The sequence below is a fragment of the Prevotella sp. P5-92 genome (assembly GCF_002251245.1).
Classification (GTDB): Bacteria; Bacteroidota; Bacteroidia; order Bacteroidales; family Bacteroidaceae; genus Prevotella.
Map to the genome: position 1 here is coordinate 225,106 of NZ_NPJG01000042.1, position 18,219 is coordinate 243,324.

The following is an 18,219-nucleotide window of genomic DNA, read 5'->3' on the forward strand; positions in this document are numbered from 1 at the left end:
TTGGAAAAACTTGCGTCGGTAGCAGAGAAAAAATGTTAAATATGCCAGTAGGTTGGCTGACTGCAAGCTTATAGCCTGCCTTCTTCACTATACGAATAGTATTTGCCGTCTGTGATGATGAGGTGATCGAGGAAAAAGACGCGCATCAGTTGGCATGCGTCTTTTATGCGTTTGGTGATACGGTCATCGTCGTTACTTGGGCGGATGTTGTTGCTTGGATGATTGTGGCATAGTGCAAGAACGGTAGCGTTGGATAGCAATGCGTTTTTCATTATTACGCGCACATCTACTGCGGTTTCACTGAAGCCTCCATGCGAAATGCGTATTTTCTTTATCAGCTTGAAATTCTGGTTCATCAGCAATATCCATGCTTCTTCCACGTCAAGATCTTGCATTATTGGGTGCATGTGTTCGTATATAGCTGATGCGGAATTGAGGTTTTCGCGTTCCTCAGCCTTTTCGAGCTGTCGTCTTTTGCCGAGTTCGCATGCCGCGAGAATGGTTATAGCCTTTGCCGGTCCTATTCCCTTGTATGCACAAAGTTCGTTGATGGTCCTTTTGCCTAATGTGTTGAGATTGTTTTTACAGCCGTGCAACACTCGCTTCATGAGGTCAACGGCGCTTTCTTCGGCAGAGCCGGAGCCGATAAGTATGGCGAGAAGTTCGGCGTTGCTCAGTGCCTCTGCCCCCAGTCTCTCGAGTTTCTCGCGTGGCATGTCCGCCTCGTCCCAGTCTTTGATGGATAGTTTAGTCATAGAACGATTTTTCGAAAGCTTGGAATATGTCTTTTTTTAGTACGCATCGTTTCCACCATGCCTCTATGAATCCAAATCCGTAGCCCATGAGTTGTACGAAAGCTGCTCCAATGGAAATGACCCCAATGGGTAGGCTTCTGTTCTTTATGGCAGAGTCGGTGAATATTATCAAAGAATATATAATAATAGGTGTAAGGGATGCTAATACCACGTAGTACCATGTGAAGAAGTCTTGTGGATTGCCATACACCATCATCACTCGTGCCGCACAAGCTACGAGGAAGAGAGCGATGACGCCTATGGTGAACACCATCGGCAACAGGTGTACGATTTTCAGCGACTCGGGGTAGAGCTTGTAGAGGTTGATGCGTGCGATGCCGCTGTTATATACTTGGCGAAAAAATTTTCGCATGTCGGTGCGACGCTTATGCCACACCCATGCTTCGGGAAAGAGACGGCAACGACAGCCTGCCTTAAAGATTCTGATTGAAAAGTCGATGTCTTCACCGAAACGCATCTTTGAGAATCCTCCGAGCTGGAGATAGATGTCGCGGCGAATGCCCATGTTGAACGATCTCGGATAGAACTTGTCGAGTTTCTTTTTGCCTCCTCTGATGCCACCGGTAGTGAAGAATGATGTCATCGAATAGCTTATCGCCTTTTGCGTCTCGGTAAACGAGTCGTGCGAGCGGTCGGGACCTCCAAAAGCCTCTGCAGGTTCTCGTTTCAGCTCTTCGTTAATAGTCTTTAGATAATCTTCGGGCAGCACGACGTCAGAGTCGAGCACTATGAGATAGTCGCCTTTTGAACGTTCCGCTCCATAATTGCGGCTCTGTCCTGGTCCGGAATTTCCCTTCTTGAAGTATTTTAAGTCCAACAGCTCCTGATATTTGTCGCACACGTCTTTGCACGGTTTGTCAGAGCCGTCCTCGACTATTATCACTTCAAAGTCGCTATATGTCTGACGACAGAGGCTTTCAAGGAGCTCGTCGATTTCGTCTGGACGATTGAAAACAGGAACGATGATGGAGTAGGTCATTGCTTTATTGTGGAGTGAGGATTGATGGGTGTGGAGTGAAGTCTTTCATCACCCCACACTCGTTGCTTTGTGAGTTATTCCTTTACTCTCTGGAGATAGCTACCATCGCGGGTGTCAACCTGGATGAGGTCGCCCTCGTTGATAAACAGAGGCACGCGGATTTCCACGCCTGTCTCAAGAGTGGCAGGCTTTGTGGCGTTTGTTGCAGTATCGCCCTTTACACCTGGCTCGCTGTGAGTAACACGGAGGTAGGTCTTTACAGGCATTTCTGCATAGAGGATTGTTCCGTCAGTTGTGTCGGTGACAACTTCAACGATGTCGCTCTCCTTCATGTACTCATGACCGATAACGAGGTCGTTGGCGATAGGAATCTGTTCGAATGTCTCCTGATTCATGAAGATACGGCCTGTTGCATCTTCGTAAAGATACTGATAAGGACGACGCTCGATGATCACGTCCTCGAGTTTAAAACCAACCTGGAATGTGCGGTCAAGCACACGTCCGTCGGTCACGTTCTTCAGTTTAGTGTTCATTACAGTGTTGCCCTTACCTGGCTTCCTGTGCTGGAAATCGATACAAACCCAAATGCCGCCGTCCATGCGGATAGCTGTACCCTTCTTAATGTCTTGTGAATTAATCATATACTTTATGTAACTAATAAATATGTTATTTTTTCATTTTTCGGTGCAAAGTTACTGCAAAAAATTGGATTTTTGTCGTTTTTCTCGAAAAAAACATAAAAGTTTTAGCTAAAAATGACATATTTCTTGGTTATTTCGAAAATTATGAGTACTTTTGCACCCCAAAAGAACGGAAATAACAAAAAATTAAATATTTAATAGCAATGAAAAGAACATTTCAGCCACACAACAGAAGAAGAGTGAACAAGCACGGCTTCCGCGAGAGAATGGCTACTAAGAACGGACGTCGAGTATTGGCTTCTCGTCGTGCCAAGGGCCGCAAGAAGTTAACAGTTTCTGACGAGCATCACGGAAAGTAATTCCGCATTCCGTCAGAAGTTACTGACGTTGAAACGAAAAAAGAGGCGAGGAGAGATTCCCCGCCTTCTTTTTTATCCCTTATTTAGGCTCAGTAGCCCAATCGTGTTGAGGCGACTTGCAAGTCGGTCGTCCTAACGCCACAAGGACTTACTTCCTGACACCATTAGGACGTGCGTCCTGACAGCGCATGAACACTTATCCATACATCATTAGTATAGTCTGTTTACTATCAACTAATGCAAGTCAGGCAGCCAAACGTATTTAGAACTATTATTCAAGTTCTGCCAAACCTCTGTAGTTGGCAACTGCCAGTCACCACATAACTGAAAAAATGCCAAAATATTGCTTTAAGGCATTTTTTTGTTGTTTCTCTTCAAAAAAGTGGAAAATAATTTGGATGTTTGCATAAATATTAATACCTTTGCGGCTGAAAACGTATAAACATGCAGCAATGAAGACAAAGAAAGATAGACTTGAGACTCTTAGGATGATAATCTCGAGTAGGGAAATGGGCAGTCAAGAAGAACTGCTTGTGGCTCTGCAGAAAGAAGGATTCCAGCTGACGCAGGCAACGTTGAGCCGAGACTTGAAACAGCTAAAGGTGGCAAAAGCTGCCAGCATGGGAGGAAATTATGTCTATGTGTTGCCTAATGTGGCAATGTATAAGCGTATAAGCAGTCCTGCACAGGTGAAGGAGATGATGCAGGTGCCAGGGTTTCTTTCCATTCAGTTCTCGGGTAATATGGGTGTGATAAAGACTCGTCCGGGATATGCCAGTAGCATAGCGTATAACATAGACAATAGTAATATACCTTATATATTAGGTACCATAGCGGGCGACGACACGATCTTTATCGTGATAAGCGAGGCCGCGTCAGAGCACGATGTAGTGTCGGCTTTGAGCAAGGTGGTGCCAAATATGTTTTAAACAAGACGAATAAACAATAAAGAAAACAAAAAGTATATCTTCAAACAGCAATGGAAGAAATTAAAGTGTTGGTAGCAGACTCTTCGCACGAGAAGTATGTTGATACCATTTTGCAGACTATAGCCGATGCGGCAAAGGTTCGCGGAACAGGAATTGCAAAACGAACACACGAATATCTTGCCACCAAGATGAAGGAGGCAAAGGCGGTGATAGCCCTTGAAGGCGAGAACTTCGCAGGTTTTAGCTATATCGAGACATGGGGTAACAAACAATATGTCACCACGTCAGGACTTATTGTCCATCCAGACTATCGTCATCTCGGTGTGGCAAAGAAGATAAAGGACATGACGTTTACGTTGGCACGTACCCGTTGGCCACATGCGAAGATCTTCTCACTCACCAGCGGTGCGGCAGTGATGGCGATGAACACACAGTTAGGCTATCAGCCCGTCACCTTTGCGGATCTTACCGACGACGAGGCGTTCTGGCGCGGATGCGAAGGATGTATCAATGTGGATGTGCTGCATCGTACGGGCAGGAAGTATTGTATCTGTACAGCCATGCTCTATGATCCAGACGAGCATCTGCCTGCAAAGATTCCTCAAGAGGTGCTTGACAGGATAAAAATCCTTGAGGCCCCTGACAATAAAGATTAGTAAACAAATAGAAAGACAAAACAATACGATATATGGCAAACAAGAAAGTAGTAGTCGCCTTCTCAGGCGGATTGGACACCTCCTATACAGTGATGAAACTGAAGGAGGATGGTTATGATGTTTATGCTGCATGTGCCAACACTGGCGGATTCAGCGCAGAACAGTTGAAGAAAAACGAGGAGAATGCCTATAAGCTCGGCGCCGTGGCTTACGTCACCCTCGATGTCACTCATGAATATTATGAGAAATCGTTGAAATACATGATCTTCGGAAATGTGCTCCGCAACAATTGCTATCCCATCTCGGTATCGTCAGAGCGCATCTTCCAGGCTATAGCCATCGCACGCTATGCCAAGGAGATAGGTGCCGATGCCATAGCACATGGTTCTACGGGTGCAGGTAACGACCAGATACGTTTTGACATGACATTCCTCGTGATGGCTCCGGGTGTGGAGATTATCACCCTTACTCGCGACAAGAAACTTACCCGTAAGGAAGAGGTGGACTATCTCAACGAACATGGCTTCTTTGCCGACTTCACCAAGTTGAAGTACTCGTATAATGTGGGTATATGGGGAACAAGTATCTGTGGCGGCGAGCTGCTCGACCCGACACAGGGCTTGCCTGAGGAGGCATACTTGAAGCATGTCACCGCCGAGGAGAAGGAAGCTACACTGAAGATTACTTTTGACAAGGGCGAGATAGTGGCCGTCAATGGCGAGAAGTTTGACGACAAGGTGGCTGCTATCCAGAAGATTGAGGAGATAGGAGCGTCTTACGCCATCGGCCGTGATGCTAATGTGGGCGACACCATTATCGGCATAAAGGGGCGCGTGGGCTTTGAGGCAGCGGCACCGAAGCTCATCATCGAGGCCCATCGTCTGCTTGAGAAATCGACCCTCAGCAAGTGGCAGCAATACTGGAAAGACCAGGTGGCAAACTGGTATGGCATGTTCCTCCACGAGAGTCAGTATCTGGAACCAGTGATGCCGGATATCGAGGCTATGCTCACCTCTTCGCAGCGCAATGTCACAGGAACGGCAATCCTCAAGCTCCGTCCTTATGGATTCGAAACCGTGGGTATTGACTCCGACAACGATCTCACCAAGTCAAAGCTTGGCGAATATGGCGAGACACAGACCGGCTGGACCGCTGATGAGGCTAAAGGCTTTATCAAGGTGTCGAGCACACCGCTCAGGGTTTATTACGGCATTCATCCGAATGAGAGATAATACCTGAGGAGAGGGTAATACCATAAAATTAGGAAAGAACAATAAACTAAAATAAATATGTTTATGAACAAGAAATTTTATTTGTCAGACACTGACAAGAAGATAGGCGGCGTATGCGGTGGCCTCGCAGAGTATTTCGGCATTGATTCTCTTATCATGAGACTTGCCTTTGTTGCCCTCATCCTCGGATGGGGCTCAGGCTTACTGCTTTATCTGTTGTTGTGGGTTCTTGCACCAAAGAAGGGAATACTGTAAAAATGGTACGAGTAGGAATATTGGGAGCAGCGGGATATACGGGCGGTGAACTCATCCGCCTGCTGCTCAACCACCCCGAGGCTGAGATAGTGTTTGCCAATTCGGAGAGCAACGCAGGCAATCCCGTTGCCGATGTTCATGAGGGACTCTATGGAGATACAGAATTGTGTTTCACGTCAGAGATGCCCTTTGACAGTGTCGATGTCGTGTTCTTCTGTTTTGGACATGGCAAGAGCGAGGCATTTCTCAAGGAACATTCCATACCGGAGAATGTGAAGATAGTCGATCTTGCGCAAGACTTCCGCCTGGAAGCCCCAGGTCACGATTATGTGTATGGCCTTCCCGAAATCAACAAGGAACGAATTGCGAAAGCACAGCATGTGGCCAATCCAGGGTGTTTCGCCACTTGCATACAGCTCGGCCTCCTTCCTGCTGCAAGCATGGGACTCATTAAGGGCTCAGTGGCAGTAAACGCCATCACAGGAAGTACGGGAGCAGGTCAGAAAGCTACTGCCACCACTCACTTCTCGTGGCGAAACAATAATATGAGCATCTACAAGGCGTTCACCCATCAGCATGTGCCAGAGATAAGACAGAGTCTAAGGCAAGTGCAGGGACATCTTGATGCCGACATAGATTTTATTCCATATCGAGGCGACTTCTCACGCGGCATATTCGCTACGGAAGTAATTAAGACCGACCGCCCGTTGGAAGAGATAGTCGAGGCCTACAAGGCCTTCTATCGCGATGCACGCTTCACGCATTATGTTGACAAGGCAATAGACATGAAGCAAGTGGTCAACACCAACAAGGCCCTTGTTCATTGCGACAAGTATGGCGATAAACTCCTCGTCACCTCTACTATCGACAATCTGCTGAAGGGTGCCGTGGGCCAAGCCGTGCAGAATATGAACATCATGTTTGGTCTTGATGAGGCTACTGGCCTGAACCTCAAATCATCTGCATTCTAATAAATATTGAAAATGAATTTATTCGACGTATATCCATTATTTGACATAAACATCGTTAAAGGCAAAGGCTGCAATGTATGGGACGACAAAGGCCAGGAATATCTTGACCTCTATGGAGGACATGCAGTGATAAGCATTGGCCATTGCCATCCGCATTATGTTGACATGATGACCAAGCAGATGAACATGCTTGGATTCTACTCTAACTCAGTCGTCAATAAGTTGCAGCAACAGCTGGCTGAGAGACTCGGAAAGGCTTGCGGCTACGACGACTACCAGCTCTTCCTCATCAATAGTGGTGCGGAGGCAAACGAGAACGCACTGAAATTAGCTTCATTCACAAATGGTCGCAAGCGTGTGCTCTCTGCTGTGAAAGCATTCCACGGACGCACATCTTTGGCTGTCGAGGTGACCAACAATCCAAAGATTATTGCCCCCATTAACGATGGTGGCCATGTGACCTATCTTCCGCTCAACGACCTCGAGGCATGGGAGAAGGAACTCGCCAAGGGTGATGTCTGTGCCTGCATCATCGAGTGCATACAGGGAGTGGGAGGTATAAAACTGGCGACAAAAGAGTTTGCACAAGGCCTGCAGGCTGCCTGCAAGAAATATGGAACAGTGCTCGTCTGCGACGAGATACAATGCGGATATGGACGCAGCGGAAAGTTCTTTGCTCATCAGTGGCTCGACATCCGTCCAGATATCATCACTTGCGCAAAGGGCATAGGCAACGGATTCCCAATGGGTGCCGTTCTCATCTCGCCCGACTTCAAACCGGAATACGGACAGCTTGGTACCACCTTCGGCGGCAACCATCTTGCATGTACCGCTGCCCTGGCAGTGCTCGACGTGATGGAGCAGGAAGATCTCGTCAACAATGTGCACGAAGTAGGCGAATATTTGCTCAAGAAACTCATCGAGTTGCAACAGAGAGAGAAGCATATCACCGACGTCCGTGGACGTGGCCTCATGATTGGTGTCGAGCTCGACATGCCGCATAAGGATATACGTTCTCGCCTCCTTTTCGACGACCACATCTTCACTGGATGCGCATCCACAAACATCCTGCGACTGCTGCCTCCACTCTGTTTCTCAAAGGAGATGGCAGACATCTTCGTGGAGAAACTGGCAGGGGAACTGAAAAGAATCTAAGGCCGAAATGGAATGAAAAATAGTGAATACAGGGTTTAATTAATATACATTTATTATGAAAGTATCTGTTATTGGTGCAGGCGCCATGGGAGGTGCCATAGTAGAAGGACTGCTGAAGAGCGATTTCGCTAAGAACTCAGACATCACTGTTGCCGACCCCTCGCAAAAGGTCATTGACCATTTCGCCGAGGCCGGAGTCAGCGTCACCACAGACAACAGCATTGCTGCAGAGTCGGCCGATATAGTTAATGTGGTGGTAAAACCATGGCTTGTAGAAAAGGTGTTGCGAGACATAAAAAACTCGCTAAACTATAAGAAACAAGTTCTCGTGGTAGTGGCTGCAGGAGTGGCTTCTGCGAATATTAAGGAATGGCTTGCGAAAGACGGCGAAGAGATGATTCCTTTCTTCCTCGTGATACCGAACATTGCCATTGCACTGCTTAGTTCAATGACTTTCATAGTACCTGCCAACGCAAAACCGGAAAATATCGCCCTCATAAAGGAGATGTATGGCAGTATGGGCGAAGTGCTTGTCGTGGATGAACAACATCTTGCTGCTGGAACCACCTTAGCCTCTTGTGGCATCGCCTATGCCATGCGCTATGTGCGTGCAGCATCGGAGGGTGGCGTGGAAATCGGCTTCAAGGCAGACGATGCAAAGAACATCGTGCTGCAGACCATAAAGGGTGCCGTAGAACTGTTGCAAGCTACTGGCGAACATCCTGAGGCGGCCATCGACAAGGTGACAACACCAGGCGGCGTCACCATTCGTGGTCTCAACGAGATGGAACATGCCGGTTTTACCAGCGCAGTCATCCGTGGCCTCAAGGCGGGATTGTCAAGTAAATAACAATGTGAGTGATATAAAACTTGAAATATCATACAATATGAACGATGCAATTCAACAAATAGGAGAAAGACTTCGTGGACTGCGCGATGTTCTCGACATACCTGTCGAGGATATCGCGCAGCTATGCGATTTAGATATTGACACATATCTGAAGATGGAAGAGGGCGAGGGAGAACTGTCAATCAGCAACTTGCAAAAAATATCAAAGCAGTATGGCATAGCCCTCGATGTGCTGCTCTTTGGCGAAGAACCACACATGAGCCAATATTTCCTAACCCGCAACGGACAGGGCATGAGCGTGGAACGTCGCAAGGAGTACAAATACCAGAGTCTTGCCAGCGGATTCCGTGGACGCACAGCCGACCCGTTTATGGTGACGGTGGAGCCTAAACCAGACAATCATACGTTGCATGCCAATTCCCACCAGGGACAGGAGTTCAACTTCGTGACTGAAGGCAGACTCGAACTCACCATTGGCAAGAAGACTCTTGTATTGAATCCCGGTGACAGCATCTATTTCGATGCCACACAGCCTCACTGTATGCGTGCTCTTGACAATGCTCCAGTGAAATTCCTCGCCATTATCTTTTAACACAGAAAAACCCATGATCGAAAGATTCCTAAAACAGACGACATTCGTTTCTCAGGAGGACTACGAGAAAAACCTCAAATTCATCATTCCTGAACATTTCAACTTCGCCTACGACGTGATGGACGAGTGGGCGAAGGAAAAACCAGAAAAACTTGCCCTGCTATGGACAAACGACGAGGGAGAGTGTATCCGCTTTTCATTCAAGGACATCAAGGAGCAAAGCGATCGTGCAGCTGCCTATTTCATGAGCCTCGGCATCGGTCGTGGAGACATGGTGATGCTCATACTCAAGCGTCGTTATGAGTTCTGGCTTGCCATGCTTGCACTGCACAAGATTGGTGCCGTGGCAATACCTGCCACCCACATGCTTACTACTCACGACATCGTATATCGTAACAACCGCGCCGGAGTAAAGGCTATCATCTGCGCCGGTGAGGAGTATATAATGCAACAGGTGAAGGGCTCTCTGGTTGATAGTCCCACGCTTGAGACTCTCCTATCCGTAGGCCCTAAGCAGGAGGATGGCTTCCATGACTGGCATAAGGAATGGAACGATGCACCAGCATTTGTCCGTCCTGAAAAGAACGACAACGACGATACCATGCTCATGTATTTCACATCAGGCACCAGCGGCGAACCTAAGATGGTGGCGCATGACTTCCTCTACGCTTTGGGACACCTCACCACAGGAGTTTATTGGCACAACCTCAGCGAAGACAGCATCCATCTCACCGTGGCTGACACCGGCTGGGGTAAGGCAGTATGGGGAAAGTTCTACGGACAGTGGTTTGCAGGTGCTGCAGTCTTTGTCTTCGACCATGAAAAGTTCACTGCCGACAAGATACTTCGTCAGATAGAGCGTTATCGCATCACGTCGTTCTGTGCTCCGCCTACTGTATATCGTTTCCTTATCCACGAGGACTTTTCACATTACGACCTCTCGTCGCTTCGCTATTGTTGCACAGCCGGTGAAGCTCTCAATCCCGCTGTTTTCGACAAGTTCAAACAGCTTACGGGCATTTCGCTCATGGAGGGTTTTGGACAGACCGAGACTACCATGACTCTTGGCACCATGCCTTGGACCACACCCAAGCCAGGCTCGATGGGACTGCCCAACCCACAGTATGACATAGACCTAATCAAGCCCGACGGCACACCTTGTGAAGACGGCGAGAAGGGTGAGATTGTGGTGCGTGTAGGCAATGACAAACCCGTCGGTCTTTTCAAGTATTACTATCGCGACGAGGAACTCACCCACAACGTATGGCACGACGGACTTTACCATACTGGCGACGTGGCTTGGCGCGACGAGGATGGCTACTATTGGTTTGAAGGACGCATCGACGATGTCATCAAGTCAAGTGGCTACCGCATAGGCCCGTTTGAGGTAGAGAGCGCCCTCATGACTCATCCTGCAGTGGTGGAGTGTGCTATCACGGGTGTTCCTGACGAAATCCGCGGCATGGTGGTAAAGGCTACCGTAGTGCTTCATAACGATTGGAAATCAAAGGCTGGAGACTCTCTTGTAAAAGAACTGCAGGAACATGTCAAGCATGTCACCGCACCATATAAATATCCACGAATCATTGAGTTCGTCGAGGAGTTGCCAAAGACCATCAGCGGCAAGATTAGACGAGTGGAAATAAGAGAAAAAGACAATAAGAAATGAGAATAGTTGTAAAGGTGGGCAGCAATGTGCTCACACGGCATGATGGTCATCTCGACATCACCCGCATGTCTGCCATCATCGACCAGATAGCATGGCTTAAGAGACAGAACCACGAGGTGATACTCGTGTCGTCAGGAGCGGTGGCTTGCGGACGTCGTGAGCTGATGGTTGATCATGATCTTGATACTGTGGAACAGCGTCAGCTCTTCTCTGCCTTGGGTCAGGTGAAGCTAATAGGATTATATTATGACCTTTTCCGGGAGCATAATATGCACATAGGGCAGATACTTACAATGAAGGAAAACTTTGAACCTGGAGAGCAGTTCGAGAACCAGCGTGCCTGTATGCGTGTGATGCTCGAAAACGATGTTATTCCTATAGTGAACGAGAACGACACTGTCAGTGTTACCGAACTGATGTTCACCGACAACGATGAACTCTCGGGACTCATAGCGCAAATGATGGAGGCCGACATGCTTGTCTTGTTGAGCAATATCGACGGCATCTATACTGGCAACCCCACTGACCCGCAGTCTGAACTTATTCCTCGTGTGGCTCTTGGTCGCGACCTGAGCGAGTATATACAATCCACTAAGAGCTCGGCCGGACGTGGTGGCATGGTATCAAAATATACCACTGCTTCGCGCGTGCAACAGGCTGGTATTAGGGTGGTAATAGCCAATGGTGAGCGGGAGAATATCCTCGTAGATTTAATATCAAATAAAGAAAATACTCCACATACGGAGTTTGAAATATGAAACAACTGTTTGAAAATACAAAGACGGCAAGCCGTATGCTTGCCACAATATCTGACGAGCGCCGTAACGAAATACTATCGGCGGTTGCTGATGCCATCTGTTCGCAGAAGGAACGCATCCTTGCCGCTAACGCTAAAGACCTCTGTCGAATGGATAAGGCCAACCCTCTTTACGACCGTCTGCAGCTCACACCCGGTCGTCTTGATGGCATCGCCTCCGACATGCGCAATGTGGCATCACTTCCTTCGCCGCTTCACCGTGTGCTCTGTGAGCGTACTTTGCCCAATGGCATGCGTCTGAAGCGTGTCAGCGTGCCCTTTGGTGTGATAGGTATGATATACGAAGCTCGTCCTAACGTCACTTTCGATGTCTTCTCGCTGTGCTTCAAGAGCGGTAATGCCTGTGTGCTCAAGGGTGGCAAGGATGCCGACTGTAGCAATCGTGAGGAAGTGGCTCTGATACATGAGATACTTGAACGCTATGGAGTCAGTCCTGGTGTGGTAACCCTGTTGCCTGCCACCCATGATGCTACCGCCGCTATGCTCAATGCCGTAGGCTATATCGACGTGTGCATACCACGCGGAGGCAGGAAACTCATAGATTTTGTTCGCGACAATGCCAAGGTGCCGGTTATTGAGACTGGCGCTGGTGTGGTGCATGCTTATTTCGACGAATATGGTGACGTTGAAATGGGAGCACGTATTATCAACAATGCCAAGACTCGTCGCGTTAGTGTGTGCAATGCTCTCGATTGTCTTATCATCCATCGTTCGCGGCTTGCCGATTTGCCACGTCTGCTTGAACCTATGAAAGATAGGGTAGAGGTGTATATCGACAACGAAGATTATTGGGGTACGGAGTTTATGGATTACAAGATGTCGGTAAAGGTGGTTGACTCGCTCGATGATGCCATCGCTCATATCACCCGATATGGTTCTGGCCATAGTGAGTGTATAATCACCCAAAACGAAGACAATGCCCGCCGCTTCCAACAAATGGTGGATGCTGCCTGTGTGTATTGGAATGTGCCGACGAGTTTCACTGACGGCGCCCAGTTCGGACTTGGAGCTGAAATAGGAATAAGTACCCAAAAACTCGGTCCGCGCGGTCCTATGGGACTTGAAGAAATCACCACCTACAAGTGGTTGATAGAGGGAGAAGGACAGGTGAGGAGTTAACCACACTCCTCCTTCTCCCTATTCTTTACCTTTATTTTGCCCGGTATTTCTCTGCTTGGCTATTGATGAGGTCGATATCCTCAAAATAGTTTATCTGCATGGCGCGGCGTACTTCGTCCATGGTCTGTGCAGCCGTCTCGCGGGCTTTCTCTGTTCCACGCTTTAGGATATTGTATATTTCGGGAATGTCTTGCTCGAATTCGTGACGGCGTTGACGCATAGGTTCCATAAACTTGTTGAGCACGTTGTTGAGGAACTTCTTGCAGGTGCCGTCGCCGATGCCGCCGTGTACGTAGTGCTCCTTGAGCTCGTCAAGGGTCTTGAACTCAGGCCAGAACTCAGCAAAGCTATCGTCGGTACTGAAGGCTTCCAGATAGGTGAATACGGCATTGCCTTCCAGGTGTCCAGGCTCGTCCATACTCATACGTGGTTCGCCGTTCGACATCTTTTTCACTTTCTTCCATACGTCGGCGGCCGAGTCGCTAAGATAGATGCAGTTGCCAAGGCTTTTGCTCATCTTCTCCTTGCCGTCGGTACCAGGCAGACGGCGTGCAGTGGCGTTTTCGGGCAGCATAATCTCTGGCTCCACAAGTACAGGAGAGTATGTCTGGTTAAAGCGTCTTACAAGTTCGCGTGTCACCTCCAACATTGGCTCCTGGTCTTCGCCAGCGGGTACTGTGGTGGCCTTGAAAAGGGTGATGTCGGCAGCTTGGCTGACTGGATAACAGAAGAAGCCAAGAGGGATGTTCGCCTCGAAATTGCGCATCTTTATCTCTGTCTTTACAGTAGGGTTACGCTGTACACGACTCACAGTGATGAGATTCATGAGATAAGTGGTAAGTTCTGCCAATTCGGGAATCTGGCTTTGAATAAATAGAATGCATTTCTCCGGGTCAAGTCCGGCAGCCAGATAGTCGAGTGCCACCTCAATGATGTTCTGACGTATCTTCTCTGGATTGTCAGCGTTGTCAGTGAGGGCTTGCACATCGGCCATGAATACAAACATTTTCTTGAAGTCGCCCGCGTTCTGCAGTTCGACTCTTCTGCGCAACGACCCCACATAGTGTCCAAGATGGAGCTTCCCAGTGGGGCGGTCGCCTGTAAGGATAATCTTTTCCATGTATATTTTCTTTTCTGTTTTTTCTATTTTTGGGTGCAAAGGTACGTCAAAAAGGAGACAAAACAAAATAAAAGTAGAAAAATCTACGAAACATTTGGCACTTTGGCGTTTTATCTGTAATTTTGCAAACATAAAACGATAATTATTATGACTACAGAAGAAAAGACAAAAATAGAAGAACGAATAGTAGATGTGCTGAAGACGGTATATGACCCTGAGATACCGGTGAACATTTACGACTTGGGATTGATCTACAAGGTGGATGTGAAGGACGATGGCGAGGTTGAGCTCGATATGACGTTCACGGCTCCTTCGTGTCCGGCCGCTGATTTTATCCTTGAGGATGTCAGGCAGAAAGTGGATAGTCTTGAGGGTGTGATAAACACCACGGTCAACCTCGTTTTTGAGCCGGTATGGGATCAAAGCATGATGACCGAGGAGGCACGTGTTGAACTGGGATTTGAATAAGTTGAAAGGCTTAAATACAGATGCTTCGATTATGAAAAACGTCTATTTCCTTTCCGATGCACATCTCGGCTCGCTTGCCATCGATCACAGCCGTATGCATGAGAGGCGTATAGTGCGCTTTCTTGATAGCATAAAGCACAAGGCGGCGGCAATATATTTGCTTGGCGACATGTTCGACTTCTGGTACGAGTACAAGTATGTAGTGCCGCGAGGTTACACGCGTTTCCTCGGCAAGCTGTCGGAACTGACCGACATGGGGGTCGAGATTCATTATTTCACCGGCAACCACGATATTTGGGCATATAACTATCTCGAACAAGAGTGTGGCGTGATATTGCACAAGAAACCTCTCGCCACTGAGATCTACGGCAAGGTGTTCTTCCTTGCCCATGGTGACGGCCTTGGCGACCCTGACAGGAAGTTCAGGTTGCTGCGTGCCGTGTTCCACAACCGCTTCTGCCAGGTGATGTTCTCCGCCATCCATCCGCGATGGAGCGTATGGTTCGGCCTGCACTGGGCAAAGCACAGCCGTTTGAAGCACATGAGGCGTGAGGAACCTGCCTATATGGGTGAGAACCGCGAGCATCTCGTGCTGTTCACCAAGAAGTATATACAGACTCATCCAAATGTCGATTGCTTCATCTACGGTCATCGTCACATAGAGCTTGACCTTCAGTTGACGAAAAAGGCAAGGATGATTATCCTTGGCGACTGGATTGACCAGTTCACTTATGTCGTATTCGATGGCGACCATCTGTTCATGAGTGAATATGTGGAGGGCGAGAGCCAGCCGTAGCATTTTTTATTATGCACAAACGGATGAACGTCAAGGGACATTAATCTCTAAAACGTTAAAATAACAAAACGTTTCGGGCGTTGGCGCAAGAAAAGTACATCATGGGTGTTTATATGTTACGAAAGATAATGAATAACAATATGAAGAAAACATTTAAGAACATTGCCATGATGGCTTTAGCGCTGCTCGCCCTTTCGGCATGCAGTTCAACAAAGAAAATCAGTGACGACAAGAGTAATGGTATGACAAGCATGACGAATGAAGACGATATCGACCCTGGGTTCATGGTGCTCTCTGATGCGCAATATGACCTTGTGAAGCGTAATAACCAGTTTGCCCTTAACCTTTTCTCGGAGGTTAAGGGAGTTGGCTCGAGCGTGATCTCGCCAATGAGCGTCACCTATCTTATGTCGATGCTTGCCAATGGAGCGGAAGGAGTAACGCGAGAGGAGATTATGGCTGCCATCGGTGCCAAAGACTTCGACATCGACGAGATGAACGCGTTCTATGCCTATCTCATGAGAAGGGCAAAGACTGCCGACAAGCAGACCACGCTCAACATTGCAAACTATATTGCCCTCAACAAGGAGTTTAAGCTGAAGAAGAAATTCGCATCCACTATCGCCGACAGTTATCAAGGCTCCGTGGAAGCTCTTGACTTCAACGATTCCAAGAGCACAACGCGAATAAACGGCTGGTGCAGTGAGCATACCGACAATATGATACCCTCCATCATTGACCAGGTGAATCCGTCGGCAGTGGCATACATCCTGAACGCCATATACTTCAACGGGACGTGGACCGACAAGTTCGACAAGAGCAACACCAAGAAGGAGCAGTTCAATGGCTTCACCCGCGACATCAATTATGTCGATATGATGCATCGCAACGCCAAGTACTACTATACGTCAAACGATGTCTATTCGGCAGTGACCCTGCCTTACGGGTCAGGAACTTATTCAATGACAGTGCTATTGCCCAACGACGGCAAGTTTGTCACCGACGTGACGAAGGCTCTCAATGCCGACACTTTGGCTTCTCTCCGCCGTAACATGGAGGAATGTATCGTTGATTTGAAGCTACCCCGCTTCACCACTGAGATGAAACTCTCGTTGAAGGACATAGTTGCAAGATTGGGCGCACCTGCGATGTTTGATGCCTCACGCGCCGACTTCTCGTCTTTTGCCAACGGCAACGTGTATGTGTCGGAGATGCTTCAGAAGGCAAAGATTGAGGTGAGCGAGGAAGGCACAAAGGCAGCTGCCGTCACCATGGGTATGATGAAGCTCACCGCCATGCGTCCCCAGGAACCACGCCGCGTGGATTTCCACTGCGACCATCCCTTTGTATATCTTATACAAGACAACTATACCGGTGCCATCCTCTTCATGGGACAGTTCACCGGTAAATAAGTTCCTTACTATAAAAGGCATGGCACCGGGACGTGTTGCGTCTGATGCCATGCCTTCTGATTGTTTATAAGGGGATGTGGCGGTTAGTTGGCAGTTCCTTCAATGTTATTGCCAATTTTATTTGAGAATCAGAGAAGGTTCATGGTGTCGGTAGCAATCATCAGCTCCTCGTCGGTCGGGATGATGCATACAGTGACTTTGGAGTTGGCTGTTGAGATGACCTTCTCCACGCCACGCAAGCCCTTGTTGAGCTCCTTGTCAATTTCCACTCCGAGGAACTCAAGACCTTCGCATGACTCTTGACGGGTGCTCCACTGGTTCTCGCCGACACCGGCTGTGAAGACTATGATGTCAACACCACCCATGGCAGCTGCGTAGGCTCCGATATATTTCTTGATGCGATAGTTGTACATCTTCATGGCAAGCACAGCCTTTGGCTCGCCCTTCTCGCAGGCAGCCTCTACTTCGCGCATGTCGGAAGACAGTTCGGTTATGCCAAGCACACCGCTCTTCTTGTTAAGCAGGTCGGAGATGCCGTCAGCGTCGAGGTTGAGCTTCTTCTGAAGGAATGCCACTGCGCCGCCGTCGATATCGCCCGAGCGTGTACCCATCATCACACCTTCCAATGGAGTGAGACCCATAGAGGTGTCAACGCACTTGCCGCAGTCAACGGCAGCTATTGATGCACCGTTGCCGATATGGCAGGTGATGATCTTCTTGTCTTCGGGATTGACGCCGAGGAAGTCGCACACGCGCTTTGCCACGTAGCGGTGGCTGGTGCCGTGGAAACCATAGCGGCGGATGCCATACTTCTCATACAGTTCGTATGGTACGGCATACATGTAAGCGTAGTCGGGCATGGTCTGGTGGAAGGCGGTGTCGAACACGCCCACCTGAGGCAGACCGGGCATCAGCTCGCTAACGGCCTTGACTCCCTTGAGGTTCGCTGGGTTGTGGAGTGGAGCGAGGTCGCTGCATTCCTCAAACACTTTTAGCACCTCGTCGGTAAGAACGACGCTCTTGTTAAACTTCTCTCCACCGTGTACCATACGATGTCCCACGGCGTCGATTTCCTTCAGGTCTTTGATTACTCCGATCTCTGGGTCGGTGAGGAGTGAGAAGATAAACTTCACACCTTCGGTGTGCTCGGGAATGTCGTGCATTATCTGCTTCTTTTCACCGTTAGCCAGTTTCACTTTGACGAATGCACCGTCGAGACCAACTCTTTCTGCACCTCCAGAGGTCATCACCTCCTTGGTGTCCATGTTGTAGAGCGCATACTTAATAGATGAGCTGCCACAGTTTAATACTAATATTTTCATACTTTTATAGTTTTTGGGGGAGTTAAGGAGTTAATTCCTTAAGCTCCTTAACTCCTTAACTC

The 18,219-nt window shown here is 48.4% G+C and carries 19 protein-coding genes and 1 pseudogene; 15 read left to right on the forward strand and 5 right to left on the reverse strand.

The genetic code is table 11. The annotated features are described in order from the left end of the window. Nucleotides 1-68 precede the first annotated feature (68 nt). The 3 genes from radC to efp form a co-directional block, all read right to left on the reverse strand. A complete protein-coding gene (radC, locus tag CIK99_RS05140) occupies nt 69-755 on the reverse strand; it encodes a DNA repair protein RadC (protein WP_094380446.1) in 687 nt (228 codons plus the stop codon). Then, complete coding sequence (locus CIK99_RS05145) at nt 748-1,794, reverse strand: glycosyltransferase family 2 protein (protein WP_094380448.1); 1,047 nt, start codon at nt 1,792-1,794, stop codon at nt 748-750. The genes radC and CIK99_RS05145 overlap by 8 nt, the downstream gene beginning before the upstream one ends. A gap of 74 nt (nt 1,795-1,868) precedes the next feature. Next, a complete protein-coding gene (gene efp / locus CIK99_RS05150; protein WP_094380450.1) occupies nt 1,869-2,435 on the reverse strand; it encodes an elongation factor P in 567 nt (188 codons plus the stop codon). A 203-nt stretch (nt 2,436-2,638) separates the two neighbouring features. On the opposite strand from efp, the gene rpmH reads away from it, so the two are divergent. The 12 genes and pseudogenes from rpmH to CIK99_RS05210 all read left to right on the forward strand — a co-directional run bounded on the left by rpmH (nt 2,639) and on the right by CIK99_RS05210 (nt 13,039). Next, the gene (gene rpmH, locus CIK99_RS05155) at nt 2,639-2,794 is read left to right on the forward strand and encodes a 50S ribosomal protein L34 (RefSeq protein WP_004336902.1); all 156 of its coding nucleotides are present in this window, start codon (nt 2,639-2,641) and stop codon (nt 2,792-2,794) included. Between the two features lie 452 nt (nt 2,795-3,246). After that, a complete protein-coding gene (locus tag CIK99_RS05160; protein WP_094380452.1) occupies nt 3,247-3,723 on the forward strand; it encodes an arginine repressor in 477 nt (158 codons plus the stop codon). A gap of 50 nt (nt 3,724-3,773) precedes the next feature. Continuing rightward, on the forward strand, nt 3,774-4,379 hold the full coding sequence (locus tag CIK99_RS05165; RefSeq protein WP_094380454.1) for a GNAT family N-acetyltransferase: 606 nt from the start codon (nt 3,774-3,776) through the stop codon (nt 4,377-4,379). Nucleotides 4,380-4,411: 32 nt separating this feature from the next. Next, complete coding sequence (locus CIK99_RS05170; RefSeq protein ID WP_094380456.1) at nt 4,412-5,611, forward strand: argininosuccinate synthase; 1,200 nt, start codon at nt 4,412-4,414, stop codon at nt 5,609-5,611. 63 nt (nt 5,612-5,674) lie between these two features. After that, nucleotides 5,675-5,866, forward strand: a complete 192-nt coding sequence (locus tag CIK99_RS05175) for a PspC domain-containing protein (RefSeq protein ID WP_094380457.1) — start codon at nt 5,675-5,677, stop codon at nt 5,864-5,866. Between the two features lie 2 nt (nt 5,867-5,868). Continuing rightward, the gene (argC, locus tag CIK99_RS05180) at nt 5,869-6,837 is read left to right on the forward strand and encodes an N-acetyl-gamma-glutamyl-phosphate reductase (protein WP_094380459.1); all 969 of its coding nucleotides are present in this window, start codon (nt 5,869-5,871) and stop codon (nt 6,835-6,837) included. A gap of 12 nt (nt 6,838-6,849) precedes the next feature. Further along, on the forward strand, nt 6,850-7,992 hold the full coding sequence (locus CIK99_RS05185) for an aspartate aminotransferase family protein (protein ID WP_094380461.1): 1,143 nt from the start codon (nt 6,850-6,852) through the stop codon (nt 7,990-7,992). Nucleotides 7,993-8,047: 55 nt separating this feature from the next. After that, a complete protein-coding gene (locus CIK99_RS05190; protein ID WP_094380463.1) occupies nt 8,048-8,842 on the forward strand; it encodes a pyrroline-5-carboxylate reductase in 795 nt (264 codons plus the stop codon). Between the two features lie 37 nt (nt 8,843-8,879). Further along, on the forward strand, nt 8,880-9,434 hold the full coding sequence (locus tag CIK99_RS05195) for a helix-turn-helix domain-containing protein (RefSeq protein WP_094380465.1): 555 nt from the start codon (nt 8,880-8,882) through the stop codon (nt 9,432-9,434). 13 nt (nt 9,435-9,447) lie between these two features. Continuing rightward, nucleotides 9,448-11,103, forward strand: coding sequence for an AMP-binding protein (locus CIK99_RS05200; RefSeq protein ID WP_094380467.1), 1,656 nt, complete (start codon nt 9,448-9,450; stop codon nt 11,101-11,103). After that, a pseudogene (gene proB / locus CIK99_RS05205) lies at nt 11,100-11,852 on the forward strand (glutamate 5-kinase); the annotation flags it as partial. The gene CIK99_RS05200 and the pseudogene proB, both read left to right, overlap by 4 nt. 5 nt (nt 11,853-11,857) lie before the next feature. Continuing rightward, nucleotides 11,858-13,039 (forward strand): glutamate-5-semialdehyde dehydrogenase, encoded by a 1,182-nt coding sequence (locus CIK99_RS05210; protein WP_094380471.1) that lies wholly within the window; start codon nt 11,858-11,860, stop codon nt 13,037-13,039. A gap of 31 nt (nt 13,040-13,070) precedes the next feature. Here the strand turns inward: CIK99_RS05210 and trpS are convergent, their stop codons facing one another. Beyond that, entirely contained in the window at nt 13,071-14,159 is a 1,089-nt protein-coding gene (gene trpS / locus CIK99_RS05215) for a tryptophan--tRNA ligase (RefSeq protein ID WP_094380531.1), read from the reverse strand. 147 nt (nt 14,160-14,306) lie between these two features. Between trpS and CIK99_RS05220 the strand changes: the two genes are divergently transcribed. The 3 genes from CIK99_RS05220 to CIK99_RS05230 all read left to right on the forward strand — a co-directional run bounded on the left by CIK99_RS05220 (nt 14,307) and on the right by CIK99_RS05230 (nt 16,835). Then, a complete protein-coding gene (locus CIK99_RS05220; protein WP_094380473.1) occupies nt 14,307-14,627 on the forward strand; it encodes a metal-sulfur cluster assembly factor in 321 nt (106 codons plus the stop codon). Nucleotides 14,628-14,658: 31 nt separating this feature from the next. Then, nucleotides 14,659-15,423, forward strand: coding sequence for a UDP-2,3-diacylglucosamine diphosphatase (locus CIK99_RS05225; RefSeq protein ID WP_094380532.1), 765 nt, complete (start codon nt 14,659-14,661; stop codon nt 15,421-15,423). Nucleotides 15,424-15,563: 140 nt separating this feature from the next. Beyond that, nucleotides 15,564-16,835 (forward strand): serpin family protein, encoded by a 1,272-nt coding sequence (locus CIK99_RS05230; protein WP_094380533.1) that lies wholly within the window; start codon nt 15,564-15,566, stop codon nt 16,833-16,835. A 128-nt stretch (nt 16,836-16,963) separates the two neighbouring features. Here CIK99_RS05230 and CIK99_RS05235 read toward each other — a convergent pair whose 3' ends face one another. Further along, nucleotides 16,964-18,157, reverse strand: coding sequence for an acetate kinase (locus CIK99_RS05235; RefSeq protein WP_094380475.1), 1,194 nt, complete (start codon nt 18,155-18,157; stop codon nt 16,964-16,966). Nucleotides 18,158-18,219: the final 62 nt, after the last annotated feature.